This is a genomic window from Actinomyces oris (assembly GCF_006546825.1).
Classification (GTDB): domain Bacteria; phylum Actinomycetota; class Actinomycetes; order Actinomycetales; family Actinomycetaceae; genus Actinomyces; species Actinomyces oris.
On record NZ_VICC01000001.1, the window covers coordinates 101,133 to 118,604 of the forward strand.

At 71.3% G+C, this 17,472-nt stretch carries 14 protein-coding genes, 1 tRNA gene and 1 other RNA gene; 9 read left to right on the forward strand and 7 right to left on the reverse strand.

Annotated features, from left to right (window positions below; translation table 11 throughout):
* Positions 1-58: 58 nt before the first annotated feature.
* Both FK267_RS00460 and FK267_RS00465 read right to left on the reverse strand, forming a co-directional pair.
* Positions 59-1,138: an aspartate-semialdehyde dehydrogenase gene (locus tag FK267_RS00460; protein WP_075377846.1), complete on the reverse strand. Its 1,080-nt coding sequence runs from the start codon at positions 1,136-1,138 to the stop codon at positions 59-61.
* Positions 1,135-2,616 carry an aspartate kinase gene (locus tag FK267_RS00465; protein ID WP_141405802.1) on the reverse strand — a complete coding sequence of 494 codons (1,482 nt, stop codon included), beginning with the start codon at positions 2,614-2,616 and terminating at the stop codon, positions 1,135-1,137. Before FK267_RS00465 ends, FK267_RS00460 begins: the two co-directional genes overlap by 4 nt.
* 329 nt (positions 2,617-2,945) lie before the next feature.
* On the opposite strand from FK267_RS00465, the gene FK267_RS00470 reads away from it, so the two are divergent.
* Together FK267_RS00470 and FK267_RS00475 are read left to right on the forward strand one after the other, a co-directional pair.
* A complete protein-coding gene (locus tag FK267_RS00470) occupies positions 2,946-3,890 on the forward strand; it encodes an ABC transporter ATP-binding protein (protein WP_070512033.1) in 945 nt (314 codons plus the stop codon).
* Positions 3,887-4,975 (forward strand): ABC transporter permease, encoded by a 1,089-nt coding sequence (locus FK267_RS00475; protein WP_070512036.1) that lies wholly within the window; start codon positions 3,887-3,889, stop codon positions 4,973-4,975. Before FK267_RS00470 ends, FK267_RS00475 begins: the two co-directional genes overlap by 4 nt.
* A gap of 111 nt (positions 4,976-5,086) precedes the next feature.
* Here FK267_RS00475 and recR read toward each other — a convergent pair whose 3' ends face one another.
* Both recR and FK267_RS13725 read right to left on the reverse strand, forming a co-directional pair.
* The gene (gene recR / locus FK267_RS00480; protein ID WP_003788101.1) at positions 5,087-5,695 is read right to left on the reverse strand and encodes a recombination mediator RecR; all 609 of its coding nucleotides are present in this window, start codon (positions 5,693-5,695) and stop codon (positions 5,087-5,089) included.
* Position 5,696: 1 nt separating this feature from the next.
* Positions 5,697-9,434 carry a DNA polymerase III subunit gamma and tau gene (locus FK267_RS13725; RefSeq protein WP_269781166.1) on the reverse strand — a complete coding sequence of 1,246 codons (3,738 nt, stop codon included), beginning with the start codon at positions 9,432-9,434 and terminating at the stop codon, positions 5,697-5,699.
* Positions 9,435-9,546: 112 nt separating this feature from the next.
* Here FK267_RS13725 and FK267_RS00495 point away from each other — a divergent pair, with 112 nt between their 5' ends.
* A complete protein-coding gene (locus FK267_RS00495) occupies positions 9,547-10,053 on the forward strand; it encodes a beta-class carbonic anhydrase (RefSeq protein WP_141405803.1) in 507 nt (168 codons plus the stop codon).
* Between the two features lie 18 nt (positions 10,054-10,071).
* Here the strand turns inward: FK267_RS00495 and ffs are convergent.
* An RNA gene (ffs, locus tag FK267_RS00500) (signal recognition particle sRNA small type) lies at positions 10,072-10,166 on the reverse strand.
* A gap of 147 nt (positions 10,167-10,313) precedes the next feature.
* Between ffs and FK267_RS00505 the strand changes: the two genes are divergently transcribed.
* From FK267_RS00505 to FK267_RS00520, 4 genes are all read left to right on the forward strand, one after another.
* Positions 10,314-10,401, forward strand: a tRNA-Ser gene (locus FK267_RS00505).
* Positions 10,402-10,521: 120 nt separating this feature from the next.
* Entirely contained in the window at positions 10,522-11,133 is a 612-nt protein-coding gene (locus FK267_RS00510; protein ID WP_141405804.1) for a septum formation family protein, read from the forward strand.
* Between the two features lie 246 nt (positions 11,134-11,379).
* Positions 11,380-11,853 carry a septum formation family protein gene (locus FK267_RS00515; protein WP_070510005.1) on the forward strand — a complete coding sequence of 158 codons (474 nt, stop codon included), beginning with the start codon at positions 11,380-11,382 and terminating at the stop codon, positions 11,851-11,853.
* Between the two features lie 216 nt (positions 11,854-12,069).
* A complete protein-coding gene (locus FK267_RS00520; protein ID WP_075378001.1) occupies positions 12,070-12,777 on the forward strand; it encodes a TetR/AcrR family transcriptional regulator in 708 nt (235 codons plus the stop codon).
* A 68-nt stretch (positions 12,778-12,845) separates the two neighbouring features.
* On the opposite strand, the gene FK267_RS00525 is transcribed toward FK267_RS00520, so the two are convergent.
* A complete protein-coding gene (locus FK267_RS00525; protein ID WP_141405805.1) occupies positions 12,846-13,928 on the reverse strand; it encodes a hypothetical protein in 1,083 nt (360 codons plus the stop codon).
* A gap of 398 nt (positions 13,929-14,326) precedes the next feature.
* Here FK267_RS00525 and FK267_RS00530 point away from each other — a divergent pair, with 398 nt between their 5' ends.
* Both FK267_RS00530 and FK267_RS00535 read left to right on the forward strand, forming a co-directional pair.
* A complete protein-coding gene (locus tag FK267_RS00530) occupies positions 14,327-14,665 on the forward strand; it encodes an antitoxin VapB (protein WP_070510020.1) in 339 nt (112 codons plus the stop codon).
* A gap of 156 nt (positions 14,666-14,821) precedes the next feature.
* Positions 14,822-15,397, forward strand: coding sequence for a LytR C-terminal domain-containing protein (locus FK267_RS00535; protein WP_020992016.1), 576 nt, complete (start codon positions 14,822-14,824; stop codon positions 15,395-15,397).
* 454 nt (positions 15,398-15,851) lie between these two features.
* On the opposite strand, the gene FK267_RS00545 is transcribed toward FK267_RS00535, so the two are convergent.
* On the reverse strand, positions 15,852-17,300 hold the full coding sequence (locus tag FK267_RS00545) for a uracil-xanthine permease family protein (protein ID WP_003788124.1): 1,449 nt from the start codon (positions 17,298-17,300) through the stop codon (positions 15,852-15,854).
* Positions 17,301-17,472: the final 172 nt, after the last annotated feature.

Consider the following 17,472-nt stretch of genomic DNA (forward strand, 5'->3'; position numbering starts at 1 on the left):
ACCGCATAACGGTCGCCTCACGCGAAAAGTGCCCGGCTCGGCGAAAGAGAAAACCCAGTCAGCCCCGCAACTCGGCGGCCACCAGCTCGGCCAGCTCGACGGCGTTGAGGGCCGCACCCTTGCGCAGGTTGTCCCCCACGGCGAAGAACTGCAGGCCGTGGCCCGGCGCGAAGGCCTGGTCGGCGCGCAGGCGCCCCACAAAGGTGCCGTCGCGGCCGGCGCCCTTGAGGGGGCTGGGCACGTCCTGGTAGGTGACGCCGGGCGCCGCCTCCAGCAGCTCGCGGGCCCGCTCGACGCTGATCTCGCGCTCGAACTCGGCGTTAATGCTGAGCCCGTGGCCGGAGAACACCGGGATGCGCACGCAGGTGCCGGAGACCAGCAGGTCCGGGATCCCCAGGATCTTGCGGGACTCGTTGCGCAGCTTCTGCTCCTCGTCGGTCTCACCGGAGCCGTCACCGGCGTCATTCCCGGCCCAGGCCACGGCGTTGAAGGCGATGGTGTCGACGTAGACCTCCGGCGCGGGGAACTCGACGGCCCGCCCGTCCAGGGCCAAGCCCTCCATGTCCTCGTTCACGACGGCGCGCACCTGCCCGGCCAGCTCGGCCACCCCGGCCCGACCCGATCCGGAGACGGCCTGGTAGGTGGAGACGATGAGGCGGATGAGCCCGGCCTCCTCGTGCAGCACCTTGAGGGCCGGCATGGCCGCCATGGTGGTGCAGTTGGGGTTGGCGATGATGCCCTTGGGGCGCTCGCGCAGCGCGTGCGGGTTGACCTCGCTGACCACGAGCGGCACCTCGGGGTCCTTGCGCCAGGCCGAGGAGTTGTCGACGACGACGGCCCCGGCCGCCGCGAAACGCGGGGCGTGCTCGCGCGAGGCCGCGCCCCCGGCGGAGAAGATGGCGACGTCGATGCCGCTCAGGTCCGCGGTGGCGACGTCCTCGACCTCGACCTGGGCGCCGCGGAAGTCCACGACGGTCCCGGCGCTGCGGGCCGAGGAGAAGAAGCGCACCGAGCGGGCGGGGAAGTCGCGCTCGGCCAGCATGGCGCGCATGACGCGGCCGACCTGGCCGGTGGCCCCCACGACGGCGACGCAGACGCCGTCAGCCACTCCGGTGTAGGTGTTCACGGGATTGCTCATCGTCCGGTCCCTCCGTAGACGACCGCCTCGGCGGCCTGGGCGTCGAGGCCGAAGGCGGAGTGGACGGCGCGCACGGCCTCGTCGAGTACGGCGTCGTCGACCACCACCGAGATGCGGATCTCGGAGGTGGAGATCATGTGGATGTTGACCCCGGCCTCGCTCAGCGAGCCGAACAGGCGCGCGGAGACCCCCGGGTTGGAGCGCATGCCGGCCCCCACCAGGGACAGGATGCCGATGTCGGGGTTGAAGTGCAGGCTTCGGAAGCCCAGCTCCTCGCGGGCGGCCTCAAGGGCCTCGCGGGCGGCGGCGGAGTCGCCGTCGGGGCAGGTGAAGGAGATGTTGGTCAGGCCCGTCCCCTCGGCGGAGACGTCCTGGACGATCATGTCGATGTTGGCGTCGGTGCCGGCCACGATCGCGAAGATGCGGGCGGCGGCGCCGGGGACGTCGGGCACGCCCACGAGCGTGATCTTGTCCTGGCTGCGGTCGTGGGCGATTCCGGAGATGACGGGGGCTTCCACGTGGTCCTCCTTGGCGGTCGGGCGGGGGCGGGCCTGGGCCCGTGCGGCGATGGCATTGCGGTGCGCGGTGTCGACGACGGCGGCCGAGGGCCCGTCGTCGAGCCCGGCGGGGTCTGAGGGCGAGGCCGAGGCGGCTGGGCTCGCGGCGCTGGGGGCGCTGTCAGTGTCGGCGGCAACGACGTCGTCGAGCTGGGCGGCCACGACCGAGGGCACGAAGGCGCCCTCGCGGCGGCCGTCGTAGATCCAGGTCCCGGTCTTGTCGGAGAAGGAGGAGCGCACGTGCAGGGGCACCCCGAAGCGGCGGGCGTACTCCACGGCGCGCAGGTGGAGGATCTTGGCGCCGTGAGCGGCCAGCTCCAGGGTCTCCTCGCTGGAGAGGGACTCGATGCGCTTGGCGGTGGGGACGATGCGGGGGTCAGCGGTGAACAGGCCGTCGACGTCGGTGTAGATCTCGCAGACGTCGGCGTTGAGGGCCGCGGCCAGGGCGACCGCGGTCGTGTCGGAGCCGCCGCGCCCCAGAGTGGTGGTGTCCTCGACCTCGTTGATGCCCTGGAAGCCGGCGACGATGGCGACCGAGCCGGTCTGGATGGAGCGGGCCACACGCTCGGGCAGCACGCCGACGATGGAGGCCTTGCCGTACTTGGAGTCGGTGAGGACCCCGGCCTGGGCGCCGGTGTAGGCGCGCGCCGGGACGCCGAGCTCGGAGACGGCCATGGCGAGCAGGGCCACGGAGATGCGCTCACCGGCGGACAGCAGGATGTCCATCTCGCGGGCGGGGGCGTCGGTGGTCAGGGCGGCGGCCTGGTCGAGGAGCTCGTCGGTCGTGTCCCCCATCGCGGAGACGACGACAACGACCGTGTTGCCGGCCTGGCGGGTGGCGACGATGCGCCGGGCGACGCGCCGCATCGCGTCGACGTCGCTGACGGACGAGCCGCCGTACTTCTGGACGACCAGTGCCATAAGGCGCTCCTCGGGTCCTGGAATCAGTGCGTGTCTAGCATCAGGTGCTCCGCGCCGGTGCGGGCGTCCTGGCAGGGGCTTCCGGGGGTGGAGCCGTCGCCGTGCGGCGCCCACGACGACGTGGCTGGGGCCAAGCATACGGTGCGCCGTGTTGCCTGCACATCACGCGGCCCGCAGCCCTCGCCCCGCACACCCTGCGACCACACTTCGACAGAATCTTCAGAATCGACCCGGAGCCGCGTCGTTTCTGAAGTTTTGGTCGAAGTGTCGACGTGAGGCGGGCCCGAGTTCCACCCACCGGCCCCGCGCCGACGACGTAGCCTGGCCGCATGAGCATTGAAGTCTCCCAGCTCACCCGCTTCTTCGGACAGGCGCCGGCGGTGCACCAGCTGGACATGTCGGTGCCCAGCGGCGCCGTCACCGGCCTGGTCGGCCCCAACGGCGCCGGCAAGACCACACTGCTGCTCATGCTGGCGGCCCTCCTGGCCCCGGACCACGGAACGATCCGGGTGGCGGGCCTGGACCCGGTGACCCAGCCGCGCGAGGTCCACCGCGCCGTGGGCTGGATGCCCGACGCCTTCGGCACCTGGGACTCCCTGACCTGCACCGAGATCCTCCTGACCTTCGCCGCCGCCCAGGGCATGGACGCCGACGCCGCCCGCCCCCGAGCCGTCGAGATGCTCTCCCTGGTCCACCTCGAGGAGATGGCGCGCACGCCCGCCCGGGTCCTGTCCCGCGGCCAGAAGCAGCGCCTGGGCCTGGCCCGCGCCCTCATCCACGCCCCCAAGGTCCTGCTCCTGGACGAGCCGGCCGCCGGCATGGACCCGCGTTCGCGCGCCGACCTGCGCGTCCTGCTGCGCGACCTGGCCTCGGGCGGCACCACGATCCTGCTCTCCAGCCACATCCTGACGGAGATGGAGGAGATGGTCGACGGCGTCGTCTTCATGTCCCACGGGACCGCCGTCACCTCGCCGCCGGGGTGGGGCCCGGCGCCCGGGCAGGCGGGCTCGGGAGCGCCGGCCCCGCTCCCGATGCAGCGGACCTGGCGGATGCGGGCCCTGGACGCCGGGCGACTGGGCCAGTGGACACGCTCCGCACAGCTGCCTGTCACGGTGGAGGAGGACGGCACCGTGCGCCTCCCGGTCGCCGACGACGCAGCCGCGGCCCGCCTGCTGCGAGGGGCCGTTGAGGCCGGGGTGGAGGTCGTCTCCTTCGCCCCGCTGTCCGGAACCCTGGAGGAGACCTACCTGGCTCTGGAAGGAGAACGCCGATGACCTGGACCGGTGTGCGCACCATCATGGTGCTCGAGCTGCGTCAGCGGGTGAGGGCCACGCGCTGGCGCATCATGCTGGGGATCTGGCTGGCGGTCCTCATCGTCCTGTGCGGCGGGCTGGTGATCGCCGTCGAGACCACGAGCCCCGATGGCGCGTCCAACGACTTTCTGCTGACGCTCTACGACATCGTCGTCTGCTTCGTCCTGGGGATCGGGCTCATCGTCGCCCCCACGTTGTCGGCGACCTCCATCAACGGTGACCGGGCCGACGCGACCCTGGCGCTGCTGCAGGCCACGGCGCTGCGCAGTCGGGAGATCGTCGTCGGCAAGCTGCTGGCGGCCTGGGTGGCGGCAATCGCCTTCCTGGGGGTGGCGGTGCCCTTCCTCATCGGCTTGACGGTCGCGGGCGGTTCGCACTGGCAGGCCCTCCTGGCCCACCTGGTCATCCTCGTCTTCACCCTGGGGGCGGTGTGCGCCATCGGCCTGGGCTTCTCGGCGTTGGCGGCGCGGCCCTCGGCCTCGGCGGTCCTGACCTACCTCGTGGTGGCCGCCCTCGTCGTCGGGACTCCACTGTTCATGGCCATCAGCTCACCCCTGGCGGTCGGCAACCAGACACTGGTGACCTACAGCGTGGACTACGACAAATCCACCGAGGGCAAGCTCGTGTGCAAGACCGACCCCGAGGTCTCCGTCGAGGAGGTCACGCACACCGATCGGATCTGGTGGATGTTGGCCCCCAACCCCTTCATCATCCTGGGGGACGCCACCGCCCACGCGCCCCGTCGGCTCGACGGCTGGGGCCACCGCAGCAGCTACTCCCCGCTGGAGGCCACGGGTTCGTGGACTGACGAGCTGCGCGACCCCAAGCCCGATCGGGTCGTCAGCAACTTCTGCGACAACTGGAAGGACTCCTCCGACGCTCCTTCCAGCAGGCGCGACAGCGGGGCTCCCGTGGCCAAGCACCTGGTCTTCTGGCCCGTGAGCCTCGTGGTGCTCATGGCTCTGGGGGCCGGCGGCGTGGTGACGGCCAGCAGACGTCTGCGCGTCCCGGCCGGCCGACTGCCGCGCGGCGTGCGCCTGGCCTGACCCTCCCGCCCTGAGCCGGCCGGGCATTCTTCGCGCAGCCCTCCCGACACTCTGTTGGCGGCGGCGAAAGATGCCCGGCTCGGCGCGAGCAGCAAACGAGCGGAGGGGCGGTCAGTCCTCGACGCGGCGTCGGCCCTCGAAAGCCCGCCCGAGGGTGACCTCGTCGGCGTACTCCAGGTCGGCGCCCACGGGCAGGCCGGAGGCGAGCCGGGAGACGGGCACGGCCATGGTGCGCAGCATGCGGGTGAGGTAGGCGGCGGTCGCCTCGCCGACGACGTCGGGGTCGGTGGCCAGGATGACCTCCTCGACCTCGCCGTCTCCCAGGCGGCTGAAGAGCTCGCGCACGCGCAGGTCGTCGGGGCCGACGCCGTTGATGGGGTCGATGGCGCCGCCGAGCACGTGGTAGAGCCCCCGGTACTCGCGGGTGCGCTCGATGGCGACGACGTCCTTGGGCTCCTCGACGACGCAGATGACGCGCTGGTCGCGGCGGGGGTCGCGGCAGATGGCGCACTGGGGGGCCTCGGCGATGTTGCCGCAGGTCTCGCAGAAGCGGACCTTGGCCTTGACGGCGCGCAGGGCCTCGATGAGGCGCTCGACGGCGGCCGCGTCGGCGGCGAGCACATGGAAGGCCATGCGCTGGGCGGACTTGGGGCCGATACCGGGCAGCTCGCCGAACTCGTCGATGAGGTCCTGGACGGCGCCTTCGTAGACGGCGGGCATGTCAGCGTCCTTCCTGGGTCACGGTGACCTCTTCGATGACCTGGGCGCCAAGGATCCGTTTGACGACCTCGAGCCCGACGACGCCGGCGTCCTCGGCGTCGGGGTCGTCCTCGCTGGGGGTGTCGTCGGCCAGGGAGTCGGTGTCGGCCTCCTGGGCGGCAGCGCGGGCGGCGGCCATGGCGGCGGCCAGGCGCGAGCCGGCGATACCCGACGGCGCCCAGGTGGACTCGTCCTCGGGTGGGGCGCTCGAGGCGCTGGGCTCCTCGGGGGGCGGGCCCGGGCTGAAGGGGCTCGACGTCGTCCCCTCCCAGGTGACGGGGGCCAGGCCGGGGGAACCTGCGGTGGTCTCCGAGGAGCCGGGGGCGTGTGACGCGCTGCCGGCCCCCGGTGCCTGCGGGGACGGGGAGGAGGGCGTCTGCTGGAAGGACTGGGGGGCCGCCGGAGCGGACGCGGCCCCGCCGGGAATCTCCGGCAGGGCGCGCAGACGGTGGACGGTGGCCAGGGGCGCCTCGTCGGGCGCCTGCGCGGCGGGGGCGGAGCGGGACTGGGCAGGTGAGGCGGAGGCCGCCGGGACCGAGGTGGGGGCCGGAGCGGACTGGGGACCGGTGGGCGTGGGGGACGCAGGCGCTCCTGAGCCTGCGCCTGAGGAGGGCCCGGGCGGCGGGGACGAGGGCGCGGAGGTGGGTGCCGACTGGGCGGGCACGGTTCCGCCGCCGGGGACGGCGACCGGGCCCCAGCCGTCGTCCAGGTCGGTGCCGCCGGCGGCAGGCGCGGAGACCGGGGCCGGGGCCGAGCCCCCGCCGGGGATAGCGACGGGCCCCCAACCGTCGTCGGGATCGGCGGGGTTCGCGGAAGCGGGGGATGGCTGCGCCGCCATGGGAGCAGCGGTGGGCGCCGGGGACGTGGAGGCGGTCGAGGATGCTGGGGAGACCGCCTGGAACTCGGTGGGGGCGGCGGGATTGGGGTCGGCCGGAGCCGGCTGCGGCTCGGGCGAGGTCGCGGCCTCCTGGGCGACGGCGGCCGGGGCTGGAGCGGCGGAGTGCCCAGCAGAGCCGCTGGGCTCATCAACGCTGAGAGCCCCACTGACGTAGCCGGAGTCCTCGGCGTAGGGATCGGCACCCCAGTCGTCCTCGGGCGGGGGTTCGGGGATCGGGGAGCCATCGTCCCAGGTGGTGGAGACGGGCCGTTGCGCGCCGGGGCGGTCGGCAGGCTCGACGTCGGTGGGCCGTGCCGACGCAGCAGCGGGCGACTGCGCGGCCGGGCCCTGGGCGGGGCGGCCGGCGTCGTGGACAGCGCTACTGGGGTTGTGGGTGGCAAGCGCCTGGGAGTCGGGAGCGGATGCGGCGACTGGTTCACCGGTGGAGCCGTGCAGCACGGCACTGTCGACGCCGGGGCCAGAGCTGTCGGCGCCACGGCCAATGCTGGGGGCCGCTGCTTCGGCCGGGCCTTGGCCGCCGGTGTGCGTCCCGATACCGTTGACATCCTGCTCCCCGCCGCTGGCGGCCGAGCCCGCCGAGGCGAAGGCGCCGGCCTGTGGTCCAGGTCTGCTCGGACCTGCGTCGGGGGCGCCGCCGTAGGAGCCCTGCGGCCCGCCGTGGCCGGCATCGTGGGCGACGCCGGAGCCGTCGCCGGCGGTGTGCGCGGCCTCGGTCCCGGTGGGGGCAGCCCCGGATCCGCCCGGTCCTTGCGGTCCACGCGGGCCACCTGAGCCGCCCGGGCCTCCGGAACTGCCTGGCCCGTCGTCGCCGGCGACGATCGCGTGCACCTCGAGACGCAGTCCCAGGGCCTGATGGAGGGCCGCGGAGAAGATGGGGCCGTGTCCACCGTTCTCGAAGGCGCTCACGAGGCCGGGGGCGGCGAACAGGAGCGTGAAGACGCCTCCGGAGACGGTGCCCGGTCGGGAGTTGGGGCCGACCAGCGCCCAGGTGGCGCGCCGCGAGCGCTTGGCCGCCTCGAGGACCTCCTCCCAGCGGGTGCGGATCATCTCCGCGTCGGCCGCCTCGCCCCCGCCCGAGCTGCCAGCAGCGACACCTCCCTGGACGACGGGTGCTGAGGCCGCAGCAGGGACTGCCCCCCAACCGGCGCCTGCCTGGGCAGCGGGGGCCGAGGGAGCGACGGGCGCGCTCGGGGCGGCCGGGGCGCTGGCCGGCTCGGCCGCGCGTGGCGGCTGCTCGACCGGTCGCGAGGCCGCTGCGGCCGAGGGTGCGGAGGGCCCCGGCGAGGCGGCGGCGCCGTCATGCGGGCCGTCCCAGCTGACGGCGGGGCCGGCCTGCGAGGCCGGTGCGGTCGACGTCGGGCCCGCAGCGGGCGCCGAGGGCGCGGCAGGGGCTGCTCCCCAACCGGCGTCGGAGTAGGGCGCCTGGGCGGCGGGCGCCGGGCTCCCGACTCCCTTCGGTCCTCCGGCGTTCTCGGGCCGCTGCCCTCCGCGCCGACCGGCGGCCTCTGCGGAGGCCTGGCGGGCGATCTGGGCGGCCATCTCGCGTCCCGACCCGGCGGGCACGGCACCGGCGGTACTGCCGGCCGCTCCCGTGCCCGCGCCGACGCCCGCACCACCGGGGGCGGGCGAGGCCATCGGTCCGGCGCTCCCAGCAGGCCCGGCCGCACCCCCGGCCGCAACGCCACCGCCTCTGGCGGCGCCGCCGGCGGGGATGAGCAGGCGGGCCACGAGCAGCTCGAGCTGGAGGCGCGGGGAGGTGGCGCCGACCATGGCGGTCAGGGCCTGGGCGGTGGTGTCGGCGGCCCGCGAGAGAGCGGCGGCCCCCATGGTGCGGGCCTGCAGGTCCATGCGCTCGAGCTCATCAACCGGCAGGGAGCCCAGCGCCGCGCCGGCCTCGGAACCGGCCAGGGCGATGACGAGCAGGTCGCGCAGCCGGGCCAGCAGGTCTTCGACGAAGCGGCGGGGGTCGTGCCCGGAGGAGACGACCCGGTCCACCACCCGGAAGACGCCGGCGCCGTCGGAGGCCGCGATGGCGTCGACGCACTGGTCGAGCATGGTGGTATCGGTGTAGCCCAGCAGGGCGACGGCCCGCTGGTAGTCGACGCCGCCGTCGTGCGCCCCTCCGATGAGCTGGTCCATGACGGAGAGGGTGTCGCGCACGGAGCCGCCGCCGGCGCGCACCACGAGGGGGAAGACGCCGGGGCCGATCTCGACGCCCTCGGCCTGGCACAGGTGGGCGAGGTAGCCCTCGAGGACGTCGGGCGGGACGAGACGGAAGGGGTAGTGGTGGGTGCGCGAGCGGATGGTGCCGATGACCTTCTCCGGCTCGGTGGTGGCGAAGATGAACTTCACGTGCGCGGGCGGCTCCTCGACGAGCTTGAGCAGCGCGTTGAAGCCCTGCGCGGTGACCATGTGGGCCTCGTCGAGGATGAAGATCTTGTAGCGGTCGCGGGCCGGTGCGAAGGCGGCGCGCTCGCGCAGGTCGCGGGCGTCGTCGACGCCGTTGTGGCTGGCGGCGTCGATCTCGACGACGTCGAGGCTGCCGGAGCCGCCGGTGGCCAGGTCCCGGCAGGAGGGGCAGGTGCCGCAGGGGGTGTCGGTGGGGGCCTGGGCGCAGTTGAGGCAGCGGGCCAGGATGCGCGCCGACGTCGTCTTGCCGCAGCCGCGCGGGCCGGAGAAGAGGTAGGCGTGGGTGACGCGGTCGGCCCGCAGCGCCGCCATGAGCGGAGCGGTGACGTGGTCCTGCCCGATGACCTCCTGGAAGGTGTCGGGGCGGTAGCGGCGGTACAGAGCGGTGGTCACGGCCCGAGCCTAATCGGCCGGGCCGACACCGTGCGAGGCTCCGGGCGGGTCGGGTGCCGTCTGGCACGATGGGCGGGGCCGGCGCGTCGCCGGCTGGAGGAACGGAGGAACCATGACCGTCACCGAGGCTCTTGTCTCCCGCAACGCCGCCTACTCCACCGAGGTCCTCGCCCGCGGCGGCCTGGCGGCCAAGGGGACGCAGAAGGTCGCGGTCGTGGCCTGCATGGACTCGCGCGTGGACGTCTTCGCGGCGCTGGGGCTCACCCCGGGTGAGGCGCACGTCATCCGCAACGCCGGCGGACTGGTCACCGAGGACACGATCCGCTCCCTGTCGATCAGCCAGCACCTTTTGGGCACCGAGGAGATCCTCCTCATCCACCACACCGGCTGCGGCATGCTCTCCTTCACCGACGAGGAGCTGTGCTCCACCCTGGAGGCGGACACCGGCGCGCGGCCGACCTGGGCGCCGGGGGCCTTCACCGACCTGGCCGGCAGCGTGCGCCAGTCGATCGCCCGCATCAAGGCCTCGCCCTTCATCCCCCGCACCGACGCCGTGCGCGGCTTCGTCCTGGACCTGGCCACCGGCCGCCTGGCGGAGGTCGACGCAGCCCGGGTCTGACCCTCCGCCGCCCGGGCACGTGAGGACCCCTCGCGCACCCGCCAGAGCCTGCTTACCCTTGCTACCTTCCGGTCCTGGGGGATTCGCTGGATGACGCCGCACGAGGGGCCGAGCGAGAGACTACCCGATCCGGCCCCCGGTTGCGAACCGTCCCGGCCGAGCTCGCGTGACAGATCCCACCACCCCGGGCTGGCCCCGGGGATGGGCGTTCCGATATATTCCTTTCTCGTTGCACGTGGTTGTCGCCGCGTGGAGCGCCTGGAGGATTCGCCTAGTGGCCTATGGCGCACGCTTGGAAAGCGTGTTGGGTGCAAGCCCTCGGGGGTTCGAATCCCCCATCCTCCGCCACCACCCCGGAATCCGTGTGATTCCGGGGTTTTTCCATCCTCCCCTCCGCTGCACGCAGCAGGCTCCCGATCAGGTCTCCTCCCCATCGACGCCGCCTCCCGCTCCTGCCACGATGACCCCATGCGCACGAACACCCCATCCCTCATCGCCCTCCCGATAGCACTCCTCCTCGCCGTGAGCCTCAGCGCCTGCGACGAGGAGGCGGTGGGCACCCCCTCCACTCTTCCCTCCTCCTCGGCCACGGCCGACCCCACGGACTCCCCCAAGGACGAGCCCTCTCGAGGCTCCGACGCCACCCCCTCGGCCACTCCTCAGGCCGACGCCTCCGCCAGTTCCAGCGCTAAAGCGGAGGGCGAGGCCAAGACCGTGAGCATCCAGGACCTCAAGACCGGCAACTGCATCTCCGAGATGGTCAACGGGGCCGAGCAGGGCGGAACAGATGCCACGGGCGCGAAGCTCGTCGACTGCTCCACGCCCCACCAGTACGAGGTGACCGGGACGGGGCAGTCCACAGCCTCCACCTATGCCGAGGCGAGCACCTCGGATGAGGTCACCGCGGTCTGCAACCCGGTGCTGGAGAAGTACGTCGGCTCCTCATCCAAGGCCAAGAAGTACCGGGCGGCGGCCCTGACCCCCTCACAGTCCTCCTGGGACCAGGGGGACCACTCGTTGGTCTGCTTCGCCCAAAACCGGGATAACACACCATTGAATAATTCCATCAAGAACTCCTAGTCTGTCCCCAACGAGCAGGACGGCCGCACACGGGCGAACCACGAATGGAGGGGACCACTTCTCCCTTCCCACGCCTCGTGAACACTGTCCAGCCTCCCACTCCGGCCGGGTGGCGACTCTCCGTCTCTCCGTCTCATGTCGCCACCCGGTCCTTATCCCGGATTATTCAGCCGCCTTTCTGGCTGCGACCAGGAGCCTGCAGAAAACCGGCACAATGCCGCCATTCCGACTGTTACGGTTCGACCCATGCGCACCCGGACCACGCTCCTCACCCTCCCCGTCGCCGCCGCCGTCACCATGGGGCTGGCCTCCTGCAGCCTGTTCTCCTCGCAGACCACCACCGCCACCAAGGACCTTGAGGTCGGGCAGTGCTACAACACCGTGAGCAAGGACTCCGGCGGGGATCAGGCGATCGGCGAGGTCGTCGTGGTCGACTGCTCCAAGGCTCACACCTACGAGGTCATCGCCCAGACCACCTTCAGCGATGACATCAAGGACTTCCCCAAGCAACAGGCACGTGACTCCCTAGGTCAGGGCTTCTGCCTGGGCGAGGACTTCACCAAGTACGTCGGGATCGAGTCCGGCAAGACCAGCTACCAGGTCGAGTACCTCACGCCGGGCGAAGGCACCTGGGCCCAGGGCGACCGCAAAATCACCTGTGTCGTCACCCAGGGGGACAAGTCACAGGTCAAGGGCTCGGCCAAGAACTCCAAGAAGTAGCCCCCACCCCAGGAGCCGCCGCTCCGGGCGGCCGCGGCCACCCCGAAACCCTGAACAATACTGAATATCGCGTCGATAGCCTTTCATAAAATGAGGCCAGCCGTCACACTTTTCCGGGAGCGCCGACCCCGATCAAGCGCCGCGTTCTTCCGGAACTTCTCGGGTTGGAGAAGGGGCCGGCATCACGCGCAGCTGCAGCGCTCGTAATCTCCTGGAGTGACCAGTGACGCCCTCAGTGCACCGCAGCCCGGCGCTCCGCTCGACGACGAGCCCTCCGAGCGCCGCCCTGGCCGCCCGCGCCGTCGAGGCCCCAGACGTCGCCCGGGCGAAGGCGGCAGCCGACCGTCCTCCACTCAGGAAGCGATCCTGTCCGCCGCACGCGAGTCCTTCCTGACCCAGGGGTATGAGGGAACCACCATCCGCGCGGTGGCCCGGGCGGCCGGCGTGGACCCGGCACTCGTGTCCTACTACTTCGGCTCCAAGGGGGACCTGTTCGGGGCGGCGGTCAACCTGCGCGTGCGGGCGAGTCAGGAGATCGCCACCGCCATCAGCGGGGATCTCCTCTCGGCCGGCCCCCGGCTGGTGCGCCTGTCGCTGACGGCCTGGGACGACGACGCCGACGGCGCGACCTTCCGCAGCCTGCTGCAGTGGATGGCCACCGACACCCGCAGCCCGGAAGCGATCCAGAACTACGTCACCGAGCAGATCGCGGCTCCGATGGCCGAGGCCCTTGAGCAGTCAGGCCTGTCAGTCACCTCGCCGCGCGAACGGGCGACCCTGGCCGGCTCCCAGCTGGTGGGACTGGCCATGATCCGCTACGTGCTGCGCCTGGAGCCCATCGCCAGCGCGAGCATCGACCGCCTCGCGGAGGTCGTCGGGCCGACGATCCAGCGCTACCTCACCGGCCCGCTGCAGTCCGCGTGAACAGGGTTCGCCCCGGTGACACGTCACCGGGGCGAACACAGGCGTACCGAGGATGTCTCGGGTTCGGCTCAGAAAGTCTCGTAGCGCCCCGAGCTGAGGAAGACGCCGTGACCGGTCTCGGTATTACGGCAGGTCATGCCAGTCTCCTCGGAGCTGCACACCCAGGAGCCGAAGGTGACGGACTGGCCGTACTCCACCACCTGGGGCGAGGAGCCGCCACCGCGGAAGGCCTCATCGAGAGAGAAGGCGCCCTCACTGCGGCCGGCGAGCTGCGGAGTTCCCCCGGAGCTGAGGTCGAACCACCACTTCGGCGAGCCCGCCTCATCCTTGCCGTAGGTGCCGTTGGAGCGGTAGGACAGCACGCCGCAGCCCGCGTAGTGGACGGACAGGTCGCAGCCGATGTTGCCCGACGGCGACACGATCATGGCAGTCTTCTCCGAGACGAGGTTGCCCGGGACGAAGGACGTGGCCTGGCTGGGCTGCTCGTCGGCGGGGGCGGCCGGCTCGGCCGGATTCTCAGCGGGCTTGTCGGCAGGTGCCTCGGCCGGCTTGTCGGCCGGTGCCGGCTGCGCGTCAGCAGGTTTGTCGGCAGGCGCCTCAGCCGGCTTCTCGGCGGGCTTGTCAGCCGGCTTCTCGGCCGGCACCGGCTGCTCCGCGCGCTTGTGAGCCTCAGGGGCCGGGGAGCTCGGCGCCTGAGTGGATCCGGCATAAGACTTACCGGCGCCGTCGGTCTTCCCCTGAGCCTGAGGAGCCTTGGAGGCGCCACTGTTCTGCTGCCCCGGAGCGTCCGTCTTGCCGGAGGCCAACACCCTGGTGGCGTCGGTCCCGCTGGCGGCCGGACGGGGCTCGTTGGCCCGCGGGCTCGCAGGACGGGACTGGGAGCCGGAGGGCTGCGACGCGGAGGAGTCGGCGGGGCCCTTACCGGTGGGACTGGGAATGCGAGGAGAGGCGTGCCCCGACTTCTGGCCGGAGGTCGCCTTGGCACTGGCCGTCGACTGCGCCTTCGCAGATGACGATGAACCCGTGGTGCCCTGCTGATTGGCGTTGGAGGCACCACCGGACTGACAACCGGCCAGAAGCATGGCGGTCGAGGTGAGAACAACAAGGGACAGGGGAATGGTGAAGCCGCTTCGGCGGACCGCGATGGTCATGGCTGCGGCATCCTTTCGGTCGAGGTCGGTGCAGCGAACACGGTACTAGAGCCGCGAAGCAGAGGGGAACAGTCCGAAGGTCAGGCATGCCGCCGATTTCCGGCATCAGACATACCACCTTCCCAGTAAACCACCAGATATCGCAGCGATAACGCCAATCACAAAGAGATGACAAAATCGCCGTCCTGTCGGCCACATTCCAACTAGTGAGACAGATAACGGAAGCGACTCCCCACCTCGGAGGGGCCCGGACAGGTTGAACCCAGCGGACCGGCGCCCCGGGACAAGTCGATCCTGTCGATCTTGTCGATGCAGTCGACGTCGTCGACGTCGTCGATGTTGGACGACCCACGGCTCCCCCACGCACCTACGGCCGCTTCATTCACTAGGATGTTGCCGTGATCTTCAAGGCAGTACGCGAGAGGCCCCCCTACCCCGACCATGGGGTCACCACTCAGCGCGATTGGGCCGTCATCGCACCTCGACAGATCCGCCTGGCCGATCTCACCACCACCCGCGCAACCCTCGATCTGCGCAGCCTCCTGGATGACGACTCCACCTTCTACGGCGACCTGTTCGCCCATGTCGTCTCCTTCAAGGGGGACCTCTACCTGGAGACCGGGCTGCACCGGGCACTGCGCGCCGCCCTGCAGGGGCGCACCGCGATCCACGCCCGCATCCTGGAGGTCACCGAGGAAGGGGTGCCGCGGCTCGCCCCGGCGCCACCGAACGCCTGACCCTCGCCGGCAGCACCCGGAAACCCGCCCGGCACCCCGGTCCACGGCTCGGTCCCATGTCACATCGAGCCCACCACCACCCGATGAGCGCCGTCGTCCATTACCCTGGATCGCGTGAGTAGTCCCGCAGATCCGCGCGCCGAGTACCGGCGGCACATGCAGCACCGTCAGACCACCGTCATCGGCGCCATCCTGGCCGTCATGGTGGTCGCGGTCGCCGTGAGCCTCCTGGTATCGCTGGGCATCCTGCCCGCCTACAACCCGGGCTTCTCGCAGCCCAAGAGCACGGCGACCTACGTGCCCCAGACCTGCCCGCCCAGCGGCGCCAAGACCGTCGACGTCACCACGATCGAGAAGATCAACATCTACAACGGCTCGGAGACGGTGGGGCTGGCAGCCACGGTGCAGCAGGAGCTGGAGGAGGCCGGCCTGACCGTCACCTCGGCGAATGACTGGCCAGGAGGCATCTACAACGGCGAGGTCCAGATCATGGCCTCCAAGGGCGGCCTGACCAACGCCTACTCCCTGGCCCAAATCTTCCCCAAGTCCACGGTGCAGCTCGACAAGAGCCTGTCCGACGACGACACCACGGTCTCGGTGGTCCTGGGCAAGGAGTACCTGCAGAACGCGCTGAAGTCGGACGAGATCAAGCTCCTCGGCGCCGACAAGCCGATCACCGCCCCCAGCGACTGCGTCCCGGCGGACAAGGCCGCCACGAAGAAGCCCAGCTGACCCCGGGGCCGCCCGGTCCGGGCAGGAGCGTCCCGACGACGACTCCCAGCCTCGATGGCTTCCGCCTCGATCGAGAACGTACTTCTCCGACGAGGACTGCGCTGTCCCCCAGACGACTGGGAGCTGACCTCAGTCATCTGGAGGAGAAGGACGTTCTGGGCGGGAAACGCAGTTCCCGATTCAGAGCGTCATAGCGTCTGAGACGCCGGCTCGGGTGAGGTGCCGGGATGGGGCCGGTCTTGCAGGGGGCGACAGCGGGCCCGTGGCAGAGCCCATGTCAAAGGTATGGCGCAGCCGCAGTGTCCACAGTGCTGACATTCACGGCGCACCGGCGCCGCACGCCGAAAACAAACCGCAGAATGACAACGATCTCCACTGGCTGCTTTGACGGCTGGCTGGTCGATGTCAGCGCTGTGGACACTGGACTGCTGGCGGAGCTGACTCCGCGGGGATCTCAGGCGCGGCTGTCACCAGCGCCATCGGTGCTCGACGACGTCGGAGCCTGCGCCTCCGAGGCGGCCGAGGGCGAGTGGGCGGCGCGGCTGGAGTAGGCCGGGCCCTCCAGCTCAGTGCCGGCGGGGGCCGAGGCCGGGGAGGCCTGCTCCAGGTTGGTGCCGCGCAGCTTCGAGATCCAGCGCATGGCGTGGTAGACGCCGATGGCAGCGGCCGAGCCCAGGGCGATGCCCTTGAAGGTCATGTCGCCCCAGACCAGGGTGTAGTCGGCGATGGCCACCACCATGGACACGGCCGCCGTGTTGAGGTTGACCGGGTCGGAGAAGTCCACACGGTTCTGCACCCAGATGCGCACCCCCAGCATGCCGATCATGCCGTAGAGGACCGTGGCCGCCCCGCCCAGGACGCCGGCGGGGATCGAGGCGATGATCTGGCCGAACTTCGGCAGCAGGGACAGGCCCAGGGCACTGAGCGCCGCCACCACGTAGGCGGCGGTGGAGTAGACGCGGGTGGCGGCCATGACGCCGATGTTCTCCGCGTAGGTGGTGGTGCCCGAGCCGCCGCCGCTGCCGGCGAGCACGGTGGACAGGCCGTCGGCGAACAGGGCCCGGCCGGTGACGTCGTCGAGGTCCTCCCCGGTCATGGCCGAGACAGACTTGACGTGACCGATGTTCTCAGCGATGAGGACGAGCACCACGGGGATGAACAGCCCCAGGTAGCGCACGTCGAAGGCCGGGGCCTGGAAGTCGGGCAGCCCCAGAACGGGGGCCTTAGCGACGGCGTCGAAGTTGACCTCCCCGCGCAGCACTGCGGTGGCGTAGCCGATGAGAACGCCGATGAGGATCGCCAGGCGCCCGATGATGCCCTTGAACAGCACCGTGATGACCAGGATCGAGACGATCGTGACGACCGCTGTCACCGGCCCCTTCGTGACATTACCCCAGGCCGCGGGGGCCAGGTTGAAGCCGATAAGGGAGACGATCGCTCCGGTGACGATCGGGGGCATGAGACGGTCGATCCAGGCCGAGCCGACCAGGTGGACGATGATGCCCACCACCAGCAGGCACAGTCCCACCGAGATGATCCCGCCCTGCGCCAGGGCGGCCTTGTGGGGGTCGAGGGGGGCACCGCTGTCGCGCGTGTAGCCGGTCACCGCCCCGATGGGGGCGAGGAGCGCGAAGGAGGAGCCCAGGTAGCTGGGCAGGCGCCCGGAGGTGATGCCCAGGAACAGCAGGGTGCCCACACCGGTGAAGAACAGCGTCGTCGCCGGGTCGAAGCCGGTCAGCAGCGGCACCAGGAAGGTGGCGCCGAACATGGCGACGACGTGCTGGACACCGATGCCAATGGTTCGCGGCCAGGTGAGGCGCTCACCGGGGGCGACGACCTCGCCCGGAGCGATGGACCGGCCATCGCCGTGCAGGCGCCAGCCGCGAGAGGGAGAAGAGGACACGAGTGAGCTCCTGCCTAAGCAACGAGGGAATGGCTGTGTCCCGTGGGAAATCCTCTCGCAGGAGACCCGCGGGACGCTTGGCAGGACCCGGCAGAGCCTGCCGGAACTTCAGCATAGCCCCTGCTCGGTGGGCACGCGGACCGGGCTTCTCGTGGGTACCTGCCGGCCACCT